The sequence below is a fragment of the Flavobacterium sp. genome (assembly GCF_035760125.1).
In the GTDB taxonomy this organism is placed as follows: domain Bacteria; phylum Bacteroidota; class Bacteroidia; order Flavobacteriales; family Flavobacteriaceae; genus Flavobacterium.
The window spans coordinates 1-18,560 of record NZ_DASTTN010000273.1; the positions used below are offsets into that span (position 1 = coordinate 1).

At 34.5% G+C, this 18,560-nt stretch carries 13 protein-coding genes; 7 read left to right on the forward strand and 6 right to left on the reverse strand.

Annotated elements, in window-relative coordinates; genetic code table 11:
• The 7 genes from sprA to VFS71_RS09845 all read left to right on the forward strand — a co-directional run.
• Positions 1-6,314 (forward strand): cell surface protein SprA (gene sprA, locus VFS71_RS09815; protein ID WP_326401010.1); only part of this gene is annotated, 6,314 nt, incomplete at its 5' end.
• A 152-nt stretch (positions 6,315-6,466) separates the two neighbouring features.
• Positions 6,467-7,786 (forward strand): TolC family protein, encoded by a 1,320-nt coding sequence (locus tag VFS71_RS09820; protein WP_326401011.1) that lies wholly within the window; start codon positions 6,467-6,469, stop codon positions 7,784-7,786.
• Positions 7,787-7,797: 11 nt separating this feature from the next.
• Positions 7,798-9,003 carry an efflux RND transporter periplasmic adaptor subunit gene (locus tag VFS71_RS09825; RefSeq protein ID WP_326401012.1) on the forward strand — a complete coding sequence of 402 codons (1,206 nt, stop codon included), beginning with the start codon at positions 7,798-7,800 and terminating at the stop codon, positions 9,001-9,003.
• A 3-nt stretch (positions 9,004-9,006) separates the two neighbouring features.
• The gene (locus VFS71_RS09830) at positions 9,007-9,750 is read left to right on the forward strand and encodes an ABC transporter ATP-binding protein (RefSeq protein WP_326401013.1); all 744 of its coding nucleotides are present in this window, start codon (positions 9,007-9,009) and stop codon (positions 9,748-9,750) included.
• Positions 9,751-9,771: 21 nt separating this feature from the next.
• On the forward strand, positions 9,772-10,989 hold the full coding sequence (locus VFS71_RS09835; protein WP_326401014.1) for an ABC transporter permease: 1,218 nt from the start codon (positions 9,772-9,774) through the stop codon (positions 10,987-10,989).
• Complete coding sequence (locus tag VFS71_RS09840) at positions 10,982-12,025, forward strand: sensor histidine kinase (protein WP_326401015.1); 1,044 nt, start codon at positions 10,982-10,984, stop codon at positions 12,023-12,025. The genes VFS71_RS09835 and VFS71_RS09840 overlap by 8 nt, the downstream gene beginning before the upstream one ends.
• A 5-nt stretch (positions 12,026-12,030) precedes the next feature.
• The gene (locus VFS71_RS09845; protein ID WP_326401016.1) at positions 12,031-12,759 is read left to right on the forward strand and encodes a LytTR family DNA-binding domain-containing protein; all 729 of its coding nucleotides are present in this window, start codon (positions 12,031-12,033) and stop codon (positions 12,757-12,759) included.
• A 240-nt stretch (positions 12,760-12,999) separates the two neighbouring features.
• Here VFS71_RS09845 and VFS71_RS09850 read toward each other — a convergent pair whose 3' ends face one another.
• The 6 genes from VFS71_RS09850 to VFS71_RS09875 form a co-directional block, all read right to left on the reverse strand.
• On the reverse strand, positions 13,000-13,137 hold the full coding sequence (locus VFS71_RS09850; protein WP_326401017.1) for a helix-turn-helix domain-containing protein: 138 nt from the start codon (positions 13,135-13,137) through the stop codon (positions 13,000-13,002).
• Positions 13,091-13,369, reverse strand: a complete 279-nt coding sequence (locus VFS71_RS09855) for a hypothetical protein (RefSeq protein WP_326401024.1) — start codon at positions 13,367-13,369, stop codon at positions 13,091-13,093. The genes VFS71_RS09850 and VFS71_RS09855 overlap by 47 nt, the downstream gene beginning before the upstream one ends.
• Before the next feature lie 244 nt (positions 13,370-13,613).
• Positions 13,614-14,840, reverse strand: a complete 1,227-nt coding sequence (locus VFS71_RS09860) for an alkaline phosphatase family protein (RefSeq protein ID WP_326401019.1) — start codon at positions 14,838-14,840, stop codon at positions 13,614-13,616.
• A 59-nt stretch (positions 14,841-14,899) separates the two neighbouring features.
• Positions 14,900-16,843 (reverse strand): glycoside hydrolase family 15 protein, encoded by a 1,944-nt coding sequence (locus tag VFS71_RS09865; protein WP_326401020.1) that lies wholly within the window; start codon positions 16,841-16,843, stop codon positions 14,900-14,902.
• A 217-nt stretch (positions 16,844-17,060) separates the two neighbouring features.
• On the reverse strand, positions 17,061-17,894 hold the full coding sequence (locus tag VFS71_RS09870) for a glycoside hydrolase family 16 protein (RefSeq protein ID WP_326401021.1): 834 nt from the start codon (positions 17,892-17,894) through the stop codon (positions 17,061-17,063).
• A 117-nt stretch (positions 17,895-18,011) separates the two neighbouring features.
• A partial coding sequence (locus VFS71_RS09875; protein ID WP_326401022.1) for an ROK family protein occupies positions 18,012-18,560 on the reverse strand: 549 nt, incomplete at its 5' end.

The window sequence follows — 18,560 nt, forward strand, 5'->3', positions numbered from 1 at the left end:
CTGCGGAAGGCGGTGGAGCAGTTCAGGAATTTAGTTTGTATGCACTTGAATACGACAACAACAGACACTTTTTTTTATCCCAATATTTTAGAAATAAATATGATGCAACCCTCAAAAATTATCCATTAATAGACAGTAGAATACAAATTTCCAGAATAGAGGTTTGGGTAACCAACAAACAAAATCGGGTAAGTACTACAGCTAACAATTTAAGAAATATTATTGCGCTTCAAGATTTAGGAGAAGCACAATTAACGGGGCTTGCTGACAATCAAGTAGTGGTTTTGGATCCATCAACGGGCATGTTTAATAATCCAGCCAATTCCCCAACTGATAATTCAAATAACGATTACGATCCAGCAGAAATAAAATCGGGAACTGGGTTATTGAACAGTAAAATACGTGAAATAGCTACTTCAAATTCTGGTTTTAATATTGCAGTCAGAGAGGGACAAGATTATTCAAAATTGGAAAATGCCAGAAAATTAAGTTCCACTGAGTATACATTGAATAAACAATTGGGGTATATTTCGCTTCAACAAAAACTGGCAAATGACGAAGTTCTTGCTGTCGCCTATCAATACACTATATGTGACGATGTGTACCAAGTTGGAGAATTTGCAAGTGATGGTGTGGAATCAACTGTCGTTACCAATTCAGAAACAGTTTCAACACAAAGTTTAGTCTTGAAAATGCTAAAAAGCAGTTTGGTCAATCTAAAAAATCCCGTTTGGAATTTGATGATGAAAAATATTTATCAAATACCCAGTGCGTATCAAGTGAAACAAGAAGATTTTAAATTTAATATCCTTTATAATGATCCATCTCCACTAAATTATATCACTCCAGTAACTTCATTCCCTCCAAACCCAACTACAGAAAATAAAGTTGCTGAAACTCCCTTACTTAAAGTTTTTAATTTAGACAGACTGAATTCTAATAATGATCCTCAAACTGATGGAGATGGTTACTTTGATTTTGTATCAGGGTTAACAATAGATGCACAAAATGGACGAATAATTTTCACTACCAAAGAGCCTTTTGGTGAACTCATTTTCAAAAAATTATCAAATGCTACAGGAGAAGATTATAATGATACTTCTACATACAATGCTAATCAAAAAAAATATGTTTTTCGAAGTCTGTATAGTAATACTCAAACAGGAGCATTATTAGATAGTGATAAAAATAAATATTTATTAAAAGGTAAATACAAATCTACTGGATCAGATGGCATTTCCATAGGATCTACAAATGTGGCCAAAGGATCTGTTATTGTTACTGCAGAAGGAAGAACTCTAGTCGAAGGAATTGATTATAGTGTAGATTATCAATTAGGAAAAGTACATATACTAGACGCATCACTTCTAGCTTCGAACGCAGCTATTACAGTCACATTAGAAAACAATTCTACTTTTGGTCAGCAAACCAAAAGTTTTGTCGGCTTAAATATTGACCATAAAATATCGGATAATTTTACAATTGGAGCAACTTATTTAAAATATACTGAGAAACCTTATACCCAAAAATCCAGCTATGGCCAAGAATCGGTTGATAATACTATTTTTGGATTGAATACCAATTTTTCAAACGAAGTTCCTTTTTTGACTCGATTGATTAATAAATTACCCAATATAAATACAGATGTCCCTTCCAACATTTCGGTAAAAGGAGAAGTTGCTTTTTTAAAGCCAAACACTGCAAAAGCAAGTGATTTTGAGGGAGAATCCACAGCTTATGTAGACGATTTTGAAAGTTCACAATCTACTACTGATTTGAGTGCTCCGTCTTCGTGGAGCTTATCGTCAACTCCTGCCAATAATTCAGTAAGCACTTATAATTTTAACGAAAGTACCAATGATTTGAGTTATGGTTTCAAAAGAGCGAAGTTATCTTGGTACACGATTGATCCCGTTTTTTATACTTCAAAACCTTCTGGAATTTCAAATGATGATCTATCATTGAACTCCACAAGAAGAATTTACAAAGAAGAATTATATCCAAATACAGATACCGCAGATGGACAAACTCTTGTTGTTAGCACTCTTGATTTGAGTTATTACCCTTCCGAAAGAGGTTCTTATAATAATGATTCCGGTTTTGCAGTTGCTCCAAGAGAAAATTTTGGAGGAATAATGCGATCGTTAAATTCAACAAATTTTGAACAGGGAAACGTAGAATATATCCAGTTTTGGGTTTTAGACCCTTATGTAGGAAATAGCAAGGCAAGTCAGGATAATTCGGGTAAAATCTATTTCAATTTAGGAGAAATTTCAGAAGACGTTCTTAAAGACGGACGAAAACAATACGAAAACGGACTTGGCACAGACCAACTGGTAGTAACACCTCAAGGAATCTGGGGAGATGTTCCCGCATCACAATCCTTAACGTATGCCTTTGATACAGATTCTGAAAATCGTACCAATCAAGATATTGGTTTAGATGGTTTGAAAAACAATCAAGAAGCGCAGATTTATACTAATTATGCTTCAGAAACCGATCCAGCAGCAGATGATTATACTTTTTATTTGAATACTTCGGGAGATATTTTAGAAAGATATAAAAAATACAATGGAACTGATGGAAACTCAGCTGTCAGTGCAGATGATGCCAATAGAGGTTCTTCTACCCTTCCAAATACAGAAGATATTAATAGTGATTACACCATGAATACTATCAATGCCTATTATGAATATAGCGTTGATATGAAACCAAATATGGAAATTGGACAAAATTATATTACCGATATAAGGAACACTCAGGTAACATTACCAAATGGAAACACAACCGAAGCAAGATGGATTCAGTTTAAGATTCCTATTGCTCAACCCGAAAACACTATCGGAAGCATTTATGATTTTACCTCAATTCGTTTTATGCGTATGTTCATGACCGGTTTTAGTGAACCTGTAACCCTTCGTTTTGGTTCTTTAGATTTAGAAAGAGGAGAATGGAGAAGATATACAAATTCTTTGGATTATAATGACACAAACATATCAGATGACAATACCGATTTGAATGTATTAGCGGTAAATATCGAGGAAAACGACGGAAAATGCCCTGTGAACTACATACTTCCGCCAGGTGTAGAAAGAGAACAATCCTATAGTGGCAATACCGTGATATCACAAAACGAGCAATCATTAGGATTAAACGTTTCGGGAAAAGGTTTGGAACCGGAAGATTCAAGAGCGATTTATAAAAGCATCAGTATTGATATGCGCCAATATAAAAAGCTGAAAATGTTTTTGCACGCAGAATCGCTGACCAATGAAATACCGCTTACCGACAATCAAATGATTGGATTTATTCGTTTGGGAAATGATTACACTGAAAATTTTTATCAGATAGAAATCCCTCTAAAAGTTACACTCTCTTCAAACTGTTCCCCTCTGAGTGCAGAAGTTGTATGGCCAGAAGAGAACCAAATCGATTTGTCATTAGCATTATTGTCTAAACTGAAAACGCTGTACAAAAAAATAGATTCCAGTGACTTGCCTGCTGGCGGAATTTACTATTTAAGTGAAGATGATGAAAAATTAGATTCTTCTTTGAAAGACAAAGTAAATAAATTAAGATTGGGGGTAAAAGGAAATCCTAATTTGGGTTCCGTCCGAACGTTAATGGTGGGGCTAAAAAACAATGACCCTCACCAAGATATAAAAGGTGAAGTTTGGTTCGATGAATTGCGTTTGGCAGAAATGGATAATACTGGAGGCATGGCGGCAGTGGTCACTGTCGATTCCAATTTAGCCGATTTTGCTACCGTCTCGGCAACTGGAAAAATGAATACAATCGGTTTTGGAACATTAGAACAAAGTTCCAGTGAAAGAAGTCAAGAAGATGTTCAACAATATAATGTTGTTACCAATGTTAATTTTGGAAAAATATTGCCAAAAAAATGGGGAGTCAACTTACCCTTTAATTACTCCACGGGCGAAGAGTTTATCACACCAAAATACGACCCTGAAAATCCAGACATTACACTTCAAACGATGTTGGATACAGCGGAAAATGAGCAAGAAAGGGCAAACATCAAAAACAGGGCTATTGATTATACCAAAAACACCAGTATCAACTTTATAGGAATTCGAAAAGAAAGAAGTGCAGAGCAAAAAGCACATATTTATGATATAGAAAACTTTTCATTTTCTCAATCGTACAATGAAGTTTTGCGCCACAATTATGAAAGAGAAAGCTATATAGACCAGAGAAGCAGCACTGCTTTAAATTATGACTTTAGCACACAACCTAAAAATATTGAACCTTTTAAGAAAACTAAATTCATGAAAAAAAATAGTTACTGGAAACTATTGAGTGATTTTAATTTTAATTATTTACCATCTAATATTACATTCAATACCAATATCCTTAGACAATACAATCGGCAGCAATATAGACAAGTTGATGTAGAAGGAATTGGTTTAGACCCATTGTATAGCAGAAATTTTGAATTCAATTATCAATATGGTTTTAATTTTAATTTGACAAAATCATTGAAGCTAAATTATACAGCTTCTTCTAGTAATATTGTAAAAAACTATCTGGACAAGAATGGTGAACCCATTGATAGTTTCAAAATTTCGGATAATTATTGGAACGTTGGAGAACCTAATAAGCACACTCAACAGCTTGTTTTAAATTACGAAATTCCCTTATCCAAAATTCCTGTGTTTAGTTTTGCAAAAGCCAATTTGACGTACACTGGAGATTACAATTGGCAACGATCTTCCGAAGCCTTAACCAAAATAGAAGTTGACGGTACTACTTATAATCTAGGGAATACTGTTCAAAATGCAAATACTATCAATTTGAATGCCTCATTTAATATGGAATCCTTTTATAAATATATTGGAATTACAAAAAGCACGAAGAATGCAAGCATCGCTAAAAAACCAATCACACCTAAAGCAGGAGAAAAAGTAATTAAAGCTGATATACCCAAAAAAGATAATAGGAGCCTATTTATTGAAAGTCTTTATGGAGTATTAACGAGTATTAAAAGCATTAATCTAAATTTTACAGAAAACAACGGAACAATTTTGCCCGGTTATCTACCTACTGTAGGATTCTTTGGACTTTCAAAACCAACATTAGGATTTGTTTTTGGAAGCCAAAGTGATATTCGCGACGAAGCTGCCAAAAAAGGCTGGCTAACCAATTATCAAGAGTTTAATCAAAATTATTCAACAGTAAATAATCAAATCTTTAAAGGCTCTGCAAATGTTGAACTGGCTCCCGATTTTAAAATTGATTTCTTAGCCAATAGAAGCTATTCAGAAAATTTTTCGGAGCAATATGATGTTAGCAATGGACATTACAATTCTAGATCTCCTTATACTTCGGGTGCTTTTTCAATCTCAACGGTATTAATAAAAACAGCTTTTTTAACGAGTGATGAAAACAGCTCTACAGCTTTTGATGATTTCAGAAAGAATCGATTAACAGTTGCCAATAGACTTGCCACTCGAAGAGGAATTAATCTGAATAATCCCAGCAATATTGGCACCGACGGATTTCCAATTGGATATGGCAGTTCTAATCAAGCCGTTTTATTGGCTTCATTTCTGGCAGCTTATACCGGTAGCGACGCTGAAAATGTTTCGTTAGGAATTTTTAGAAGTTTTCCAATTCCAAACTGGGCCATTAAATACAATGGTTTGATGCACTATAAATTTTTCCAAAAAACATTCAAACGTTTCTCATTACAGCATAATTACCAAGCATCTTATACTGTTAATGCTTTTAGTTCCAATTATAATTATGCCAAAAATCCAAATGGAGTTGATGATAGCGGAAATTATTACAACTCTACTATAATGTCAAATGTTGCTTTGGCAGAACAATTCAATCCTCTTTTGAAAATTGATTTCGAATTAAAAAACTCCTTTAAATTGGTTACCCAAATCAATAAAGACAGAACTTTGTCCATGAGTTTTGACAATAACTTGCTGACAGAAGTACACGGAATTGAATATGTTGTTGGTCTTGGATACCGAATAAAAGATGTTATTTTTTCCTCTAAACTAGCTGACAATCCAACTGGGATCATAAAAAGTGACATTAACATAAAAGCTGATTTGACCTTGAGAGACAATCAAACAATTGTACGATATTTGGATTATGACAACAATCAATTGGTTGGAGGGCAAAATATTTGGACTTTGAACACCACAGCCGATTATTCGTTAAGCAAAAACTTAACTATAATCATCTATTATAATCATTCTTTTTCTAAACCAGTTATTTCTACTTCATATCCGCTTACCAATATTACTTCAGGAATTACCTTGCGCTATACTTTTGGCAATTAATCGACAGAAATCTAAACCTTCATTTATTTTTGAGAAACAATAAATTCCCATCGATAAAATCCTCTTCATTGTATACAAAATAACGGCAGACTTCTACTTCATTATTATATCCTTCCCTTTAATCATTCCTTTGGACTATAAAATTCAAAGAAATGAAAAAAATAATCATAACAATGCTAATACTTTTCCAAGTAAGTCTAGTTACGGCACAGGAAGAAAAACCAAAAATATGGAGTTTAGAAGATTGCATTTCATACGCAATCAAAAATAACATTACGGTAAAACAAGCGCAGCTTACTGAGAACAGTGCCGAAATTAATTACAAACAATCGAAATATGAGCGCTTGCCAAGTATAACTGCAAATGCCTCGCAAAATATGAATAACGGGAGCAGTATTGACCCCATTACAAGCAGTTATGTTACCCAATTGGTTCATTCAACAAGTGCTGGAGTCAATGCCTCGCTGACTTTGTTCAAAGGGAATTACATTAATAATACGATTAAGCAGAACGAACTTTTAGTAAAACAAAACGAGTTCTTTGTTTCCGAAGCAAAAAACAATGTCCTTTTGAGCGTGGCACAAGCCTATCTTCAAGCCCTTTATTACAAAGAAGGAATTGAAGTTTCTAAAAACATTATTACTTCTTCCAAAGAACAGCTGAATCAAATGAATACCAAATACAAAGCGGGTTCTGTTGCTGGAATAGACGCTGCCAATTTGGAAACCCAACTTAAGAATGACGAAGTAACTCTGATTACGGTACAAAACAACTACCATCAACAACTTATCACCCTAAAACAATTATTAGAATTAAATCCTGAAGATTCCTTTGATATTCTAACAACAAAATTGACTACCGAGCAATTTGAAATTCCCGAATTGAAAGCAGTTTACAGTTATGCTTCCGAAAACCTTCCTGAAATAAAAAGTGCCAACATTCAAACTTCGATTAAAGAGTTGGAATTATCCAAAGCAAAATCAGGCTATTTACCCACATTGAGTTTAAATGCTGGATTAAATTCGGGATATACCAACACGCAGCCTTATAATTTATTAAATCAATTTGATGGTAATTTCTACCAAAGCATGGGGCTATCGCTAAGTATTCCGATTTTTAGTAAATACCAAAACAAAGCAAAAGTTGAAAATGCAAAAATTGAAATTGAAAGCTCAAAACTTTCAGTTCAATCCGAAAACAAGCAATTGTATCTAAAAATTGAAAGCGCTTGGCAAAATGCAATTTCGAGTCAAAGCCAAATGGAAGCTGCCATTGCTTTAAAAAATTCCTCCAAATTGGCATATGACATGTCTCTAAAAAAATCAGAATTAGGAGCATTAAGTTCAACTGATTTACTGGTGAGTAAAAACACCTATCTCAATGCAGAGCAAACCTATTTACAAGCAAAATTATCGCTGTCATTATACTATCAGCTGCTTCAATTTTATCAAGGAAACCAAATTCAAATTTAAATCAAACAGTCATGAATAAAAAAACAAAAATGATTCTAGCCTCCATTTTTATAGCAATAGCCATTGGCACAGCCATCTTTGCTTTTACCAACAAAGAAGCAGTCCTTCAAATTGAAACGGTACAAGTTAAAAAAGGAAACATCAGCAATGTAATTACTGCAACAGGAACTATTGAAGCCACCAAACAAGTAGAAGTTGGAACACAAGTTTCTGGAGTGGTTCAAAAAATTTATGTGGATTATAATTCTACCGTAAAAGCAGGTCAACTTATTGCTGAACTAGACAAAGAAAACCTGCTTGAAGTACTACAACAGGCAAAATCAGCCTATAATGTTGCTTTACAAGACCAAAATTACAAGCAAGTTATTTACGACAGACAGTATTCCCTTTTCAAAGCCAATGTCATCAGTAAAGCTGATTATCAAGAAGCACTTTTTAACTTAAATACTGCGAAAGGAACGGCACAACAACAAAATTCGAACTTACGAAAAGCCCAAACAAATTTAGGTTATGCTAATATTTATTCGCCTATTGATGGTGTCGTTCTTTCCAAAGCTGTTGACGAAGGACAAACAGTTGCTGCAAGTTACAGCACTCCTACCCTTTTTACCATTGCAAAAGATTTAAAGCAAATGCAAGTCGAAGCCAATGTTGATGAGGCTGACATCGGTAGCGTAAAAGAAGGTCAAAGAGTAACATTTATGGTTGATGCTTTCCCTAATGAAGAATTTTCAGGTTCGGTCACTCAAGTGCGTTTGAATTCAACCGTAACTTCAAATGTTGTGACTTACACTGTGATTATAAAAGCCGATAATCCTGAAGAAAAATTGAAACCAGGACTTACAGCAACTGTATCCATTTTTACAATGGAATTAAAAGATGTCCTAACTCTGGAAGCAAAAGCATTTGCTTTTGAACCCGATATGAACCTAGTATCCAAATACAATACTAACAAAAACGGAACTGCCACCAAGCAAATATTAACTGTTGCTCATGCAAAAGATAAAAGCTCTAAAATCATTTGGATAAAAGACAACAACGGAATCCATCAGCAAAAAATTATCATAGGCAAGAACGATGGAATTAATTATGAAATAATCAGTGGTTTGACTAAAGGGAATGAAGTGGTAACTGTCTTGAAAAATGAACAGGCAGCAACAGGAACATCTGGAAGCTCTTCCAGTCCATTTATGCCAAAACCTCCAGGAAAAAAATAAGCGATGAAAAATACAATTATAAATATTCAAGATTTAAAACGAGAATTTAAAATGGGCGACGAAATTGTGCGTGCCATTAAAGGGATTTCGTTTTCTATCGAAGAAGGAGAATTCGTTACAATCATGGGCTCTTCGGGTTCTGGAAAATCAACTTTGCTAAATATTTTAGGTTGCCTTGACCAGCCATCTTCAGGACTTTATGAAATTGACGAAACTCCTGTCCGAAACTTAGATAAAAACCAATTGGCTAAAATCAGAAACGAGAAAATTGGTTTTATTTTTCAGTCCTATAATCTTCTGCCAAGAACAACGGCTATTGAAAACGCTGAGCTTCCTTTGCTCTACAATCGAGAAATCCAAGCACAGGAAAGACGAGAAAAAGCAATTGCTTCCTTGAATCTTGTGGGACTATCGGGACGTTTACACCATACCCCAAGCCAGCTTTCGGGCGGACAACAACAGCGTGTCGCCATTGCAAGGTCACTGGTAAATGATCCTGTTGTGATTCTGGCCGATGAAGCCACAGGGAATTTGGACACTCGAACTTCGTATGAAATCATGGTGCTTTTCCAGAAACTAAATGCCGAAGGGAAAACCATTGTCTTTGTAACCCATGAACCTGATATTGCTTTGTTCAGCGGGCGAACAATTGTTCTGAAAGACGGACACATTATCAAGGATTACAAAAACGAAAACATTTTAAATGCTGCTGAAGCATTGGAAAACATGGAGAATGACAACGATTAACAGCATTAAAAAACATAAATTATGGATTTTTCAAGTTTATTAAAAATAGCACTCAAAGCGCTTCAGATTAACAAAATGCGTGCTTTCCTGACGATGCTCGGAATTATTATCGGTGTTGCTTCGGTCATAGCCATGCTTGCCATTGGTGAAGGTTCCAAAGAAAGCATCAAGTCCCAAATTTCCAGTATGGGCTCAAATATGATTACCATTCGCCCTGGAGCGGGGATGCAAGGCGGTGTTAGAATGGACGTGAGTTCCATGCAAACATTGACTATCAAAGATCTAGAATCAATTCAAAAAAACGGAACTTTGGTAGAAAATACCTCGCCGGTGGTAAACGGTAACGGTCATGCCATCAAAGGTTCCAAAAACTGGCCGACATCTATTTATGGCGTGGCTCCAGACTATTTAAAAGTAAGAGTTTTGGACGTTCAAGACGGTACAATGTTTACTGATGAAGACGTGAAAGCTTCCGCAAAAGTAGCCGTTATTGGAAAAACAATCGTGGAAAATTTATTTGCCGCCAATGAAAACCCTATTGGGGCAACCATTCGTTTCAATAAAATTCCGTTTAAAATTATCGGTGTGCTTTCGGAAAAAGGAGAAAATACTTTTGGGCAAGACCAAGACGATGTGATTTTGGCACCTTACACAGCAGTTCAAAAAAGAGTACTCGCCATAACTTATTTGCAATCCATCGCTACTTCATCAAAAAGTGAGGATAAAGCTGCTGAAGCAGTCGAGGAGGTTTCAAAAATTTTGAGAGAAAACCACAAACTAGTAAACGCTGATGATGATTTTAATGTATTTTCGCAACAAGAGTTAATCTCCATGTTCAGCTCTACGAGCGAGATGATGACAGTACTTTTGGTAGCCATTGCAGGAATTTCACTTTTGATTGGAGGAATTGGAATTATGAATATCATGTATGTTTCAGTAAAGGAAAGAACCCGTGAAATTGGCTTAAGAATGGCGGTGGGAGGCACAGGAAAAGATATTTTGAAGCAATTTTTAACCGAAGCCATTATTATCAGTATTACAGGTGGAATAATTGGAGTAACTTTAGGCTTGGTATCGACTGTTTTTATTGCAACTGTTTTAAATTGGCCTACAAGCGTCACCTTGTTTTCCATATTAATATCATTTGCGGTCTGTGCCATTACCGGAATCTTTTTCGGGTGGTATCCAGCCAGAAAAGCTGCCACTTTAGACCCAATAAACGCTTTACGTTATGAATGATTTTATAAAAAACAACCGCCTGTTCACAGCCTTTACACACGTTTTGGTTTGGGCGGTTTTATTTAGCCTACCTTATCTTTTATCCTCAGGACAATCCTTTGATTTACAGAAAATAATAGAACATTCCTGGATTCCCTTGGCTTTTTATGCGGTTATTTTTTATCTGAATTATTTCTTTTTAATAGACGGTTTTCTGTTCAAAAGAAAAGTCATTCTTTATTTCATCATTAATGCGCTGCTAATTGCTTTTTTCATTTGGCTAAAATTTCAGCTTCGTGATTTTTTTATGGAGGAAGATCAAAATGATGCACCAAAAATTGATTTTCCTCCAAAAAGATTCTTTATTTATATTGATACACTTTCTCTTATTATTCCGCTTATTTTTTCAATCACTTTGCGCATCTATGAGCGCTGGGTTAAAACCGAGGCCGAAAAAAAAGAATCAAAGAATACCCAATTGGAATCAGAATTGCAGCATTTAAAATACCAACTGCAGCCTCATTTTTTCTTTAACTCATTGAACAACATTTATTCATTGGTTGACATTTCGCCTGAAAAAGCAAAGGAAACCATCCACAGCTTGAGTATTTTGATGCGGTATCTTTTATACGAATCCAATGTGGAAAAAGTGAGTCTCAAAAAAGAAATCGAATTCATGAAACAATACATTGAATTAATGGATTTGAGAACATCAGAAAAAACAATTGTCAAAGCTGATTTTCCTGTTCTTACCGAAGATTTGCAAGTAGCACCGCTCTTATTTATTTCATTGATAGAAAATGCTTTCAAACATGGAGTTTCGGCAGTTAAGTATTCGAATATTTATTTTTCAATGCAAATAGACGGGCAAAAAATAAGGTTTGAAACCAAAAATAGTAATTTCAAAAAAAATGATTTGGACAAAAGCGGTTCTGGCATCGGACTGAAAAATATTAAAAAAAGACTGGAATTATTATATCCTGAAAAACACCTTTTTAAAATTCAGGAATCCGATGAACTGTTTACCGCACAATTAGAAATTAATACGCAAAAATAATGGCTATGCAAGAAAATAAAATCAGCTGTATTATTGTAGATGACGAACCATTTGCTTTGGAACTTATTCAAAATTACGTTTCCAAAACTCCGTTTCTTGAATTAAAGGGAAAATGCAGTAATGCCTTTGATGCTTTAGAACTATTAAATACCGAAAAAATCGATTTGATTTTCTTAGACATCCAAATGCCCGAACTATCAGGACTGGAGCTTTCAAAAACGATTTCAAAAGAAACCAAAATCATTTTCACCACAGCATTTAGTGAATATGCGCTTGATGGTTTCAAGGCCGATGCCTTAGATTATTTGATGAAACCGTTCAATTTTGAAGAGTTTTATAATGCTGCGGCAAAAGCCAAAGAATGGTTTACTTTGAAAAGAAAAGAAGCTCCTGAAAATCCCAAAAACGCCGATTTTATTTTTGTAAAATCCGAGTACAAACAATTGAAAATCAATTTTGATGAAGTGTTGTATTTTGAAGGATTGAAAGATTACATCAAAATATGGCTCGTAAATCAGCCCAAAGCCATACTAACTTTAATGAGTTTAAAATCATTGGAAGAAGAATTACCCGAATCCAAATTCATGAGAATCCACCGTTCTTTCATTGTAGCTTTAGACAAGATTGAAGAAATTGAACGAAACCAAGTTATCATCAACAAACAGAGGATTACTGTCGCCGAGCAATACAAAAACAAATTCCAACAATTCATCAGTAAAAATTCTATTCATTAGAATTGATGATACAGTTAATAGACCAACCTTTTCAAGTTTAATAATTAAGCTATTTTTTGTGTAAATAAGATCCGCTTAGAATTACTCACAACTAAACAGTTGGCCTGAAACAAAAAAATGACAATCAAAAAAACAACAATATTTCTTACAAATATAATAGTGCAAAATTCTAATCTTTTACTAGAAGATTTGAAGTTATTAACTAACTGTTTTCATTAATATCACTTCTTTTGGTTACAATTATATCTTGATAGATAATTCCAAAAGTCCACCTAAACCGAATTCAAGAACTTTTAGAAGTGTTAAAAATCTTGCTCCTTTTTCATTGTTTTCAATTTTTGAAATATATGATTTTGTGGTTCCAGTTTTTTTTAGCAAGCTCTTCTTGTGTCAACCCTTTTTGAAGTCTGGCATCATGAATCATTGCGTCAATTTTAAAATTTACGTAGCCACCAACAAGCTCATTACTTTTTTCAGTACCAACTTTCCCATAATTAAACCAGCCAAATAAAATTTCGCTTATGCCTAATATAAGTACACATTTCAACGACTTCATAAATATTTCCTCCACGAATAGTGGGCTTATTGATGCTTTTTGCTGTGGATACAATTCTTCTTAATAATGTAGTGCTTGATATTTGTAATATCCTTGTGGTACTTCTTATGCCGGCTCCTTCTTTGGTAAGTACGATAATATCAGTATTAATGTTAGGCAGATAGGCTTTTTATAAATATCGTTTCCTATTCTTGCTCTACTACATAGTTTGCAAATGAATCTTTGATTTTCTGATTTTGCTTTACCATATTTAATCATAGTGACACAAGCACCGACACAATGGTATGTATAAATCAACTTATTTTACAATTACCCATCTGTTTAGAGTATTATAAGGCATTTCGATGACTATTTTATAAAAGTCTGATTTCATATTCGTAATATCTATGTCTGCATGCCAATCATCCACTTTTACTTCTTTTACGAGTTGGTAATTATCTTTTTGTCCATTTTTGAAATTATTGGTTGTTGCAATCCATATTTTAGCGATCCCGACTCCATCAATTGGAGACCAAGTAATCTTGAGCTCGTTCTTTTCTACTTTAGCAAAAGCATTTATCGCCGAAACTTTTCCAATCATAGGCACTCCGTCTAACTCAAATTGCTGATCATTCGGAAGCTTTGTATCCAGAAATCTCAAAACGGTTGGAGTTATATCAACAATAGACGGTTGCTGCGTTTTTCCATACATATTAAAATCCGCATAATTTGTCGCAATCCAAGTATTTCTCTCCCTATTGGTTTGATCTCCGTGATTATATCCAGAACAATCCCTACCGTGATCGGTGGTAATGATTACCATCCACTCCTCATTAAATTTTTTTTCACGGTATTTTACAGCTTCATTTAATTTTCCAATTTGCAAATCAAGTTTTTGCATTGCGTTTAAAAACTCAGGGCTATTGCCATGTCGATGGCCCATTTCATCCGTGTATTCGAGATAAATCCAAGACAAATCCGGTGCATTTTCCTTTATGCTGGAACAAGCCTTTTCGACCACAAAATCATCAATTTTATTATAAAAATGTCCGTCCTTATCGTGAGGAAACTGAATAGTGTCTAATTCATAACCGTCATAATAGTAGTCAGGCATAAAATTTCCGGCTGCCTTGCTTGAACTTCCCAAAAGTTTTGTGCGGTTATCTTCCCAAGTCGAAAAAATAGCTGTTTTTTTATTGGGATATTTTGTCTTGAATAATTTAAAAACTGTTTCATAATTGTAATTAGGATCAACAATATCGTTGTCCCAAACATTATGTTTGTTTACCCAAGTCCCCGTAAGTAATGAGTTATAGCCTACAGCTGAAATAGTGGGTGTTTGTGAATATCCGAATTTCTCTCCCCCAACATACGATTCCACAAGCACTCCTGTTTTTGTGAGGTCTTTTAGATTCTTCATTGGCTGAGAAATTACCACATCATATGGAATTCCATCAGCTATCACAAAAACCACTTTTTTTTGTTTTTGTGCAACTGCAGCCACCGAAAACAAAATAAGCATACCTATTTTAAATCTTAATTTCATTTTTTTTTAACATTTATAGATTACCAAAATCATCACTATAGTCTTTCAAATTTTCACAATTATTGTTTTAAGCCATCTTTCTCGGAATCCTTGTAATATTCCAGAATAGTCAATATATAAGTACCCGCACCAAAACCGACCATTGGAATTGTCGCTATGTACATATCGCTCTCGGTTCTGATACAATTACACCAAACATCAAAGGTTTTAAAATAGTCTGTAGCTTTATTAACTTGTGTTTTGTTACTGAACATTTCAGGAATTGTATTGTTATTTTTACTGGCTTGTTCATTGATATAATTTAAAATTTCGGTGGATTTTTCTTTTTGACCAAACATAATATGAGCCAGAGAGATACGCAAATCGATAAAAGCCCATTCCTGATTTTCGTAAGGATTGTTGGTATTCAAACGAATATAACCAGCTCTGCTTTCCGGAATTCTCAATACTTTGTCATATTCTTCCAAATGAGATAAAAAAAGTTTTTTATCGGTAATCAAACCATTTGCAAAGATTTCGAATGCTCCCGAATCATAGTATTCATAATCCGTTTTCTGGTCTTTTTCATTTCCTTTAAAATATCGGTTATCGCAAAGCATATTCGTCATAAGTCCTTGTTTCAAGGCCATGGAAGCTTGCTCATATTTGCTAGAGGGCAAATTAAATTTCTTTTGTAATTCGGCGAATTCCTGTAATCCTCTTGCACAAACACCAGTAGTAAAAGCATATTGCTTAGGATTTTGAAGATAATGTTCCCAAGGTCCAGAATCTTCTTTCATCAACGAATTTTTATCGATACAAAAAACAGTTGGGTCTGCTATTTTATGGGTTACCAAATCGTTCCATTTTTTGTAAAAAGCAACATCATTACTTACTTTCACATAATCGGAAAAAGCATTTAAAAACAAACCAAAATTGTCAAATTCGATGTTTGGTCCTGCACCAAGCGGACTATTTTCGATTTCATTCCCAAAGGTACTGTCTTCTTCCCCATTTCCAAAATATCGACAAACAGACAATTGGTAATCCATACCCACTCCGTAGGTTTTTCCATCGGTATATTTGTAGTTCTTATATTTATTGGCGTGTGCTTTTAACATAAACTCCAATCCTTTTTTTGCCTCATCATAAAGCCCCAAGTGAGTCATCGCCTCAATGGCATAACTACCATCTCTTACCCAAGTGCTGTTCCATGGACCAGGACGAAGAGCTGCAATTATTTGACCCTGTGAATTTAGAATAATTTCTTTATCGGAAACTTGTGCCATTTTCAGATATGAAATATTTTGCTCCACTGTATTTCTAACATTTTGAGGGATGTTTTTAGGGATGAAACATTTCTTAAAAATGTTTTTCATGAACGTAATTTCATCGTCTACCAACGAACTTTTAGCTTTTGACAAATCAGCTATAGCTTTTGAAACGATGTTCTTGTCGGTATGCAAATTATCAGTAAACGAAAAAAGGAAATATTTTTCATAAGCCGTTTTGTCATATCGACGCATCACACTGCCCATTAAAACATCCCCCGCCAGCGGAACACTCAGATCTGGGGAAGGATATTGCAAAAGTGAAACTTCTGAAATTATTGAACCTGCTCCTGTTTCTGAACTAAACGTAAGGTTTTCGATATCCTCCTTCTTCCCTTTTGCAACCACATAAAATATTTTGTTTTGATTTATAAAAGAAGCCAAATAACTGACATCGAACTTATCATATTTTGCAGTGATTACATGCGTATTGTTTTGATAAATGACACTTTTTGGTTTTTCACTGCCTTTCAATTTTATGTTTCCAATAAACGGGCGAACCAAATCGGCTGAATCCCTATTCAAAAAAATATGAGGATAGACATATTCCACCACATTTTTATTTGAATCGTAAACTGCCGAAAGCAAGCCGTTTGAAGTTGATAATTTAAAATAAGATTGCTTTATCACGGGGTTTTGGCAATAAATAAGCGAACAGCAAAGGACAACCAAAAGAACAATTATTTTTTTCATTTTCTTATTTCATTAATTCATTAATTTTTTAATTATTCTAACTAACTCTTTTATTTACTGCAAAGTGCGTAATATTCTCATCTTTTTATTTGCATTCCGCAAGGGTTGAAAAGCATTGTGTTCCTTGCGTCATTCAAGAAAGCAATAATACTTGCGTTCGTTTCTGTTAAAATTATTATAGTCATCATTCCAGTAAACTCACTTTTTTCAAATATTGCTATTTCGCTTTATATAACCGAACATAGTCTATTTGAAAATCATTTGGAAAAATTGAATCGTCAATCTCTCCACCCCAATTTCCACCAATGGCAAGGTTCAAAATAAGATAATACGGTTTATCAAAAGGCCATCCTTCATTAGTGCTTATATGTCCGTTTTCTCCTTTAAATGCTTCATAAAACAATTTATCATCAATATAAAATTTGATAAATTTATCTGTCCATTCCATTCCATATTTATGAAATTCTGAGGTAGTATTTTGAATTTTATCAAAATGAGTAACCTGAGTATTTTTTATATGGTTATATAATTCAGAATGCAGACTTACATGTATTTGGTCTTGATTTTTGCCCACATGTTCCATAATGTCTATTTCGCCACAAAGAGGCCAATCTTCATTTTCTTTTCCTTTCTCTTGGATACTATTGGGCAACATCCATATTGCAGGCCAGTTTCCTTTGCCTGCCGGAAGTTTTGCCATAACCTCTACTTTTCCATACTTCATAGAAAAACGTTCGTAAGTGGTAAGTCTTGCCGAAGTATAATTACAATTTTCCATGTTTTTTTTCAGAGCCACGATATGAAGTTTTCCATCTTTAATAAAAGAATTTTCGATGGATTTTGTGTAAAATTGCTTTTCATTATTGCCCCCGCCATCGCCACCTGTTTGGTAATTCCAAAATTTTTCATTCGGCATCCCGTCAGTGTTGAATTCGTCTGACCAGACTAATTGATATTTCTGTGAGTTGGAATAGGTAGTATTGGACTTTGTATTTTGCGAAAAACCATTGATCCCAAGCAAAATAACAGATAGTAATGTGATATTTTTCATTTTAATTATTTATTTAGTTTTGATAATATCCTAAAGTTTGATTATTATTTTTCCCGTTCTTCTCTCTCCAAATACGCTCTGAGCATATTCATCCGCTCTTGGAGAATCTCCATACTTCTACAAATTTGAATCGAAATATAATGAAGCAGCTCCAAGAATAGCACTGTTTTGAAGTTCAGAAGGTGCAATAACTAAGCTTAACAGTTGTTTTTTGAATGTGATCGTTTTCCTTAGATTCTCCCATAAACTATCACTGTAAAATTCAAATGCTTTACTCACAGAGCCACCAATAATGATGGTATCCACATCATAAGCATATAGAACCAACTTGACGGCTTCACTTAGGTGCTTACCATAAATCATCATTCTTTCTAATGCAGATGGGTCATTTTGCTCGCATTTCTGAAAAGTTTCGAATGCAGAAACACCCCAAGTAGCTTCAAAAAAACCTCCTGCGCAATAGTATTCGTAATTGTGATCCAAATAAGGTAATTCGCCCAATTCGCCGGCGGCACAATTACGTCCGGAATACAATCTGTTATTCAATACAAGACCAGCACCCATACCCGTTCCAGTAATTAAACCAACCATAGAATTTGAAGTTAATACCTGTCCGTAATATTTCTCGCCAAGTGCAAAACAGTTAGCATCGTTGTTTATAAAAAC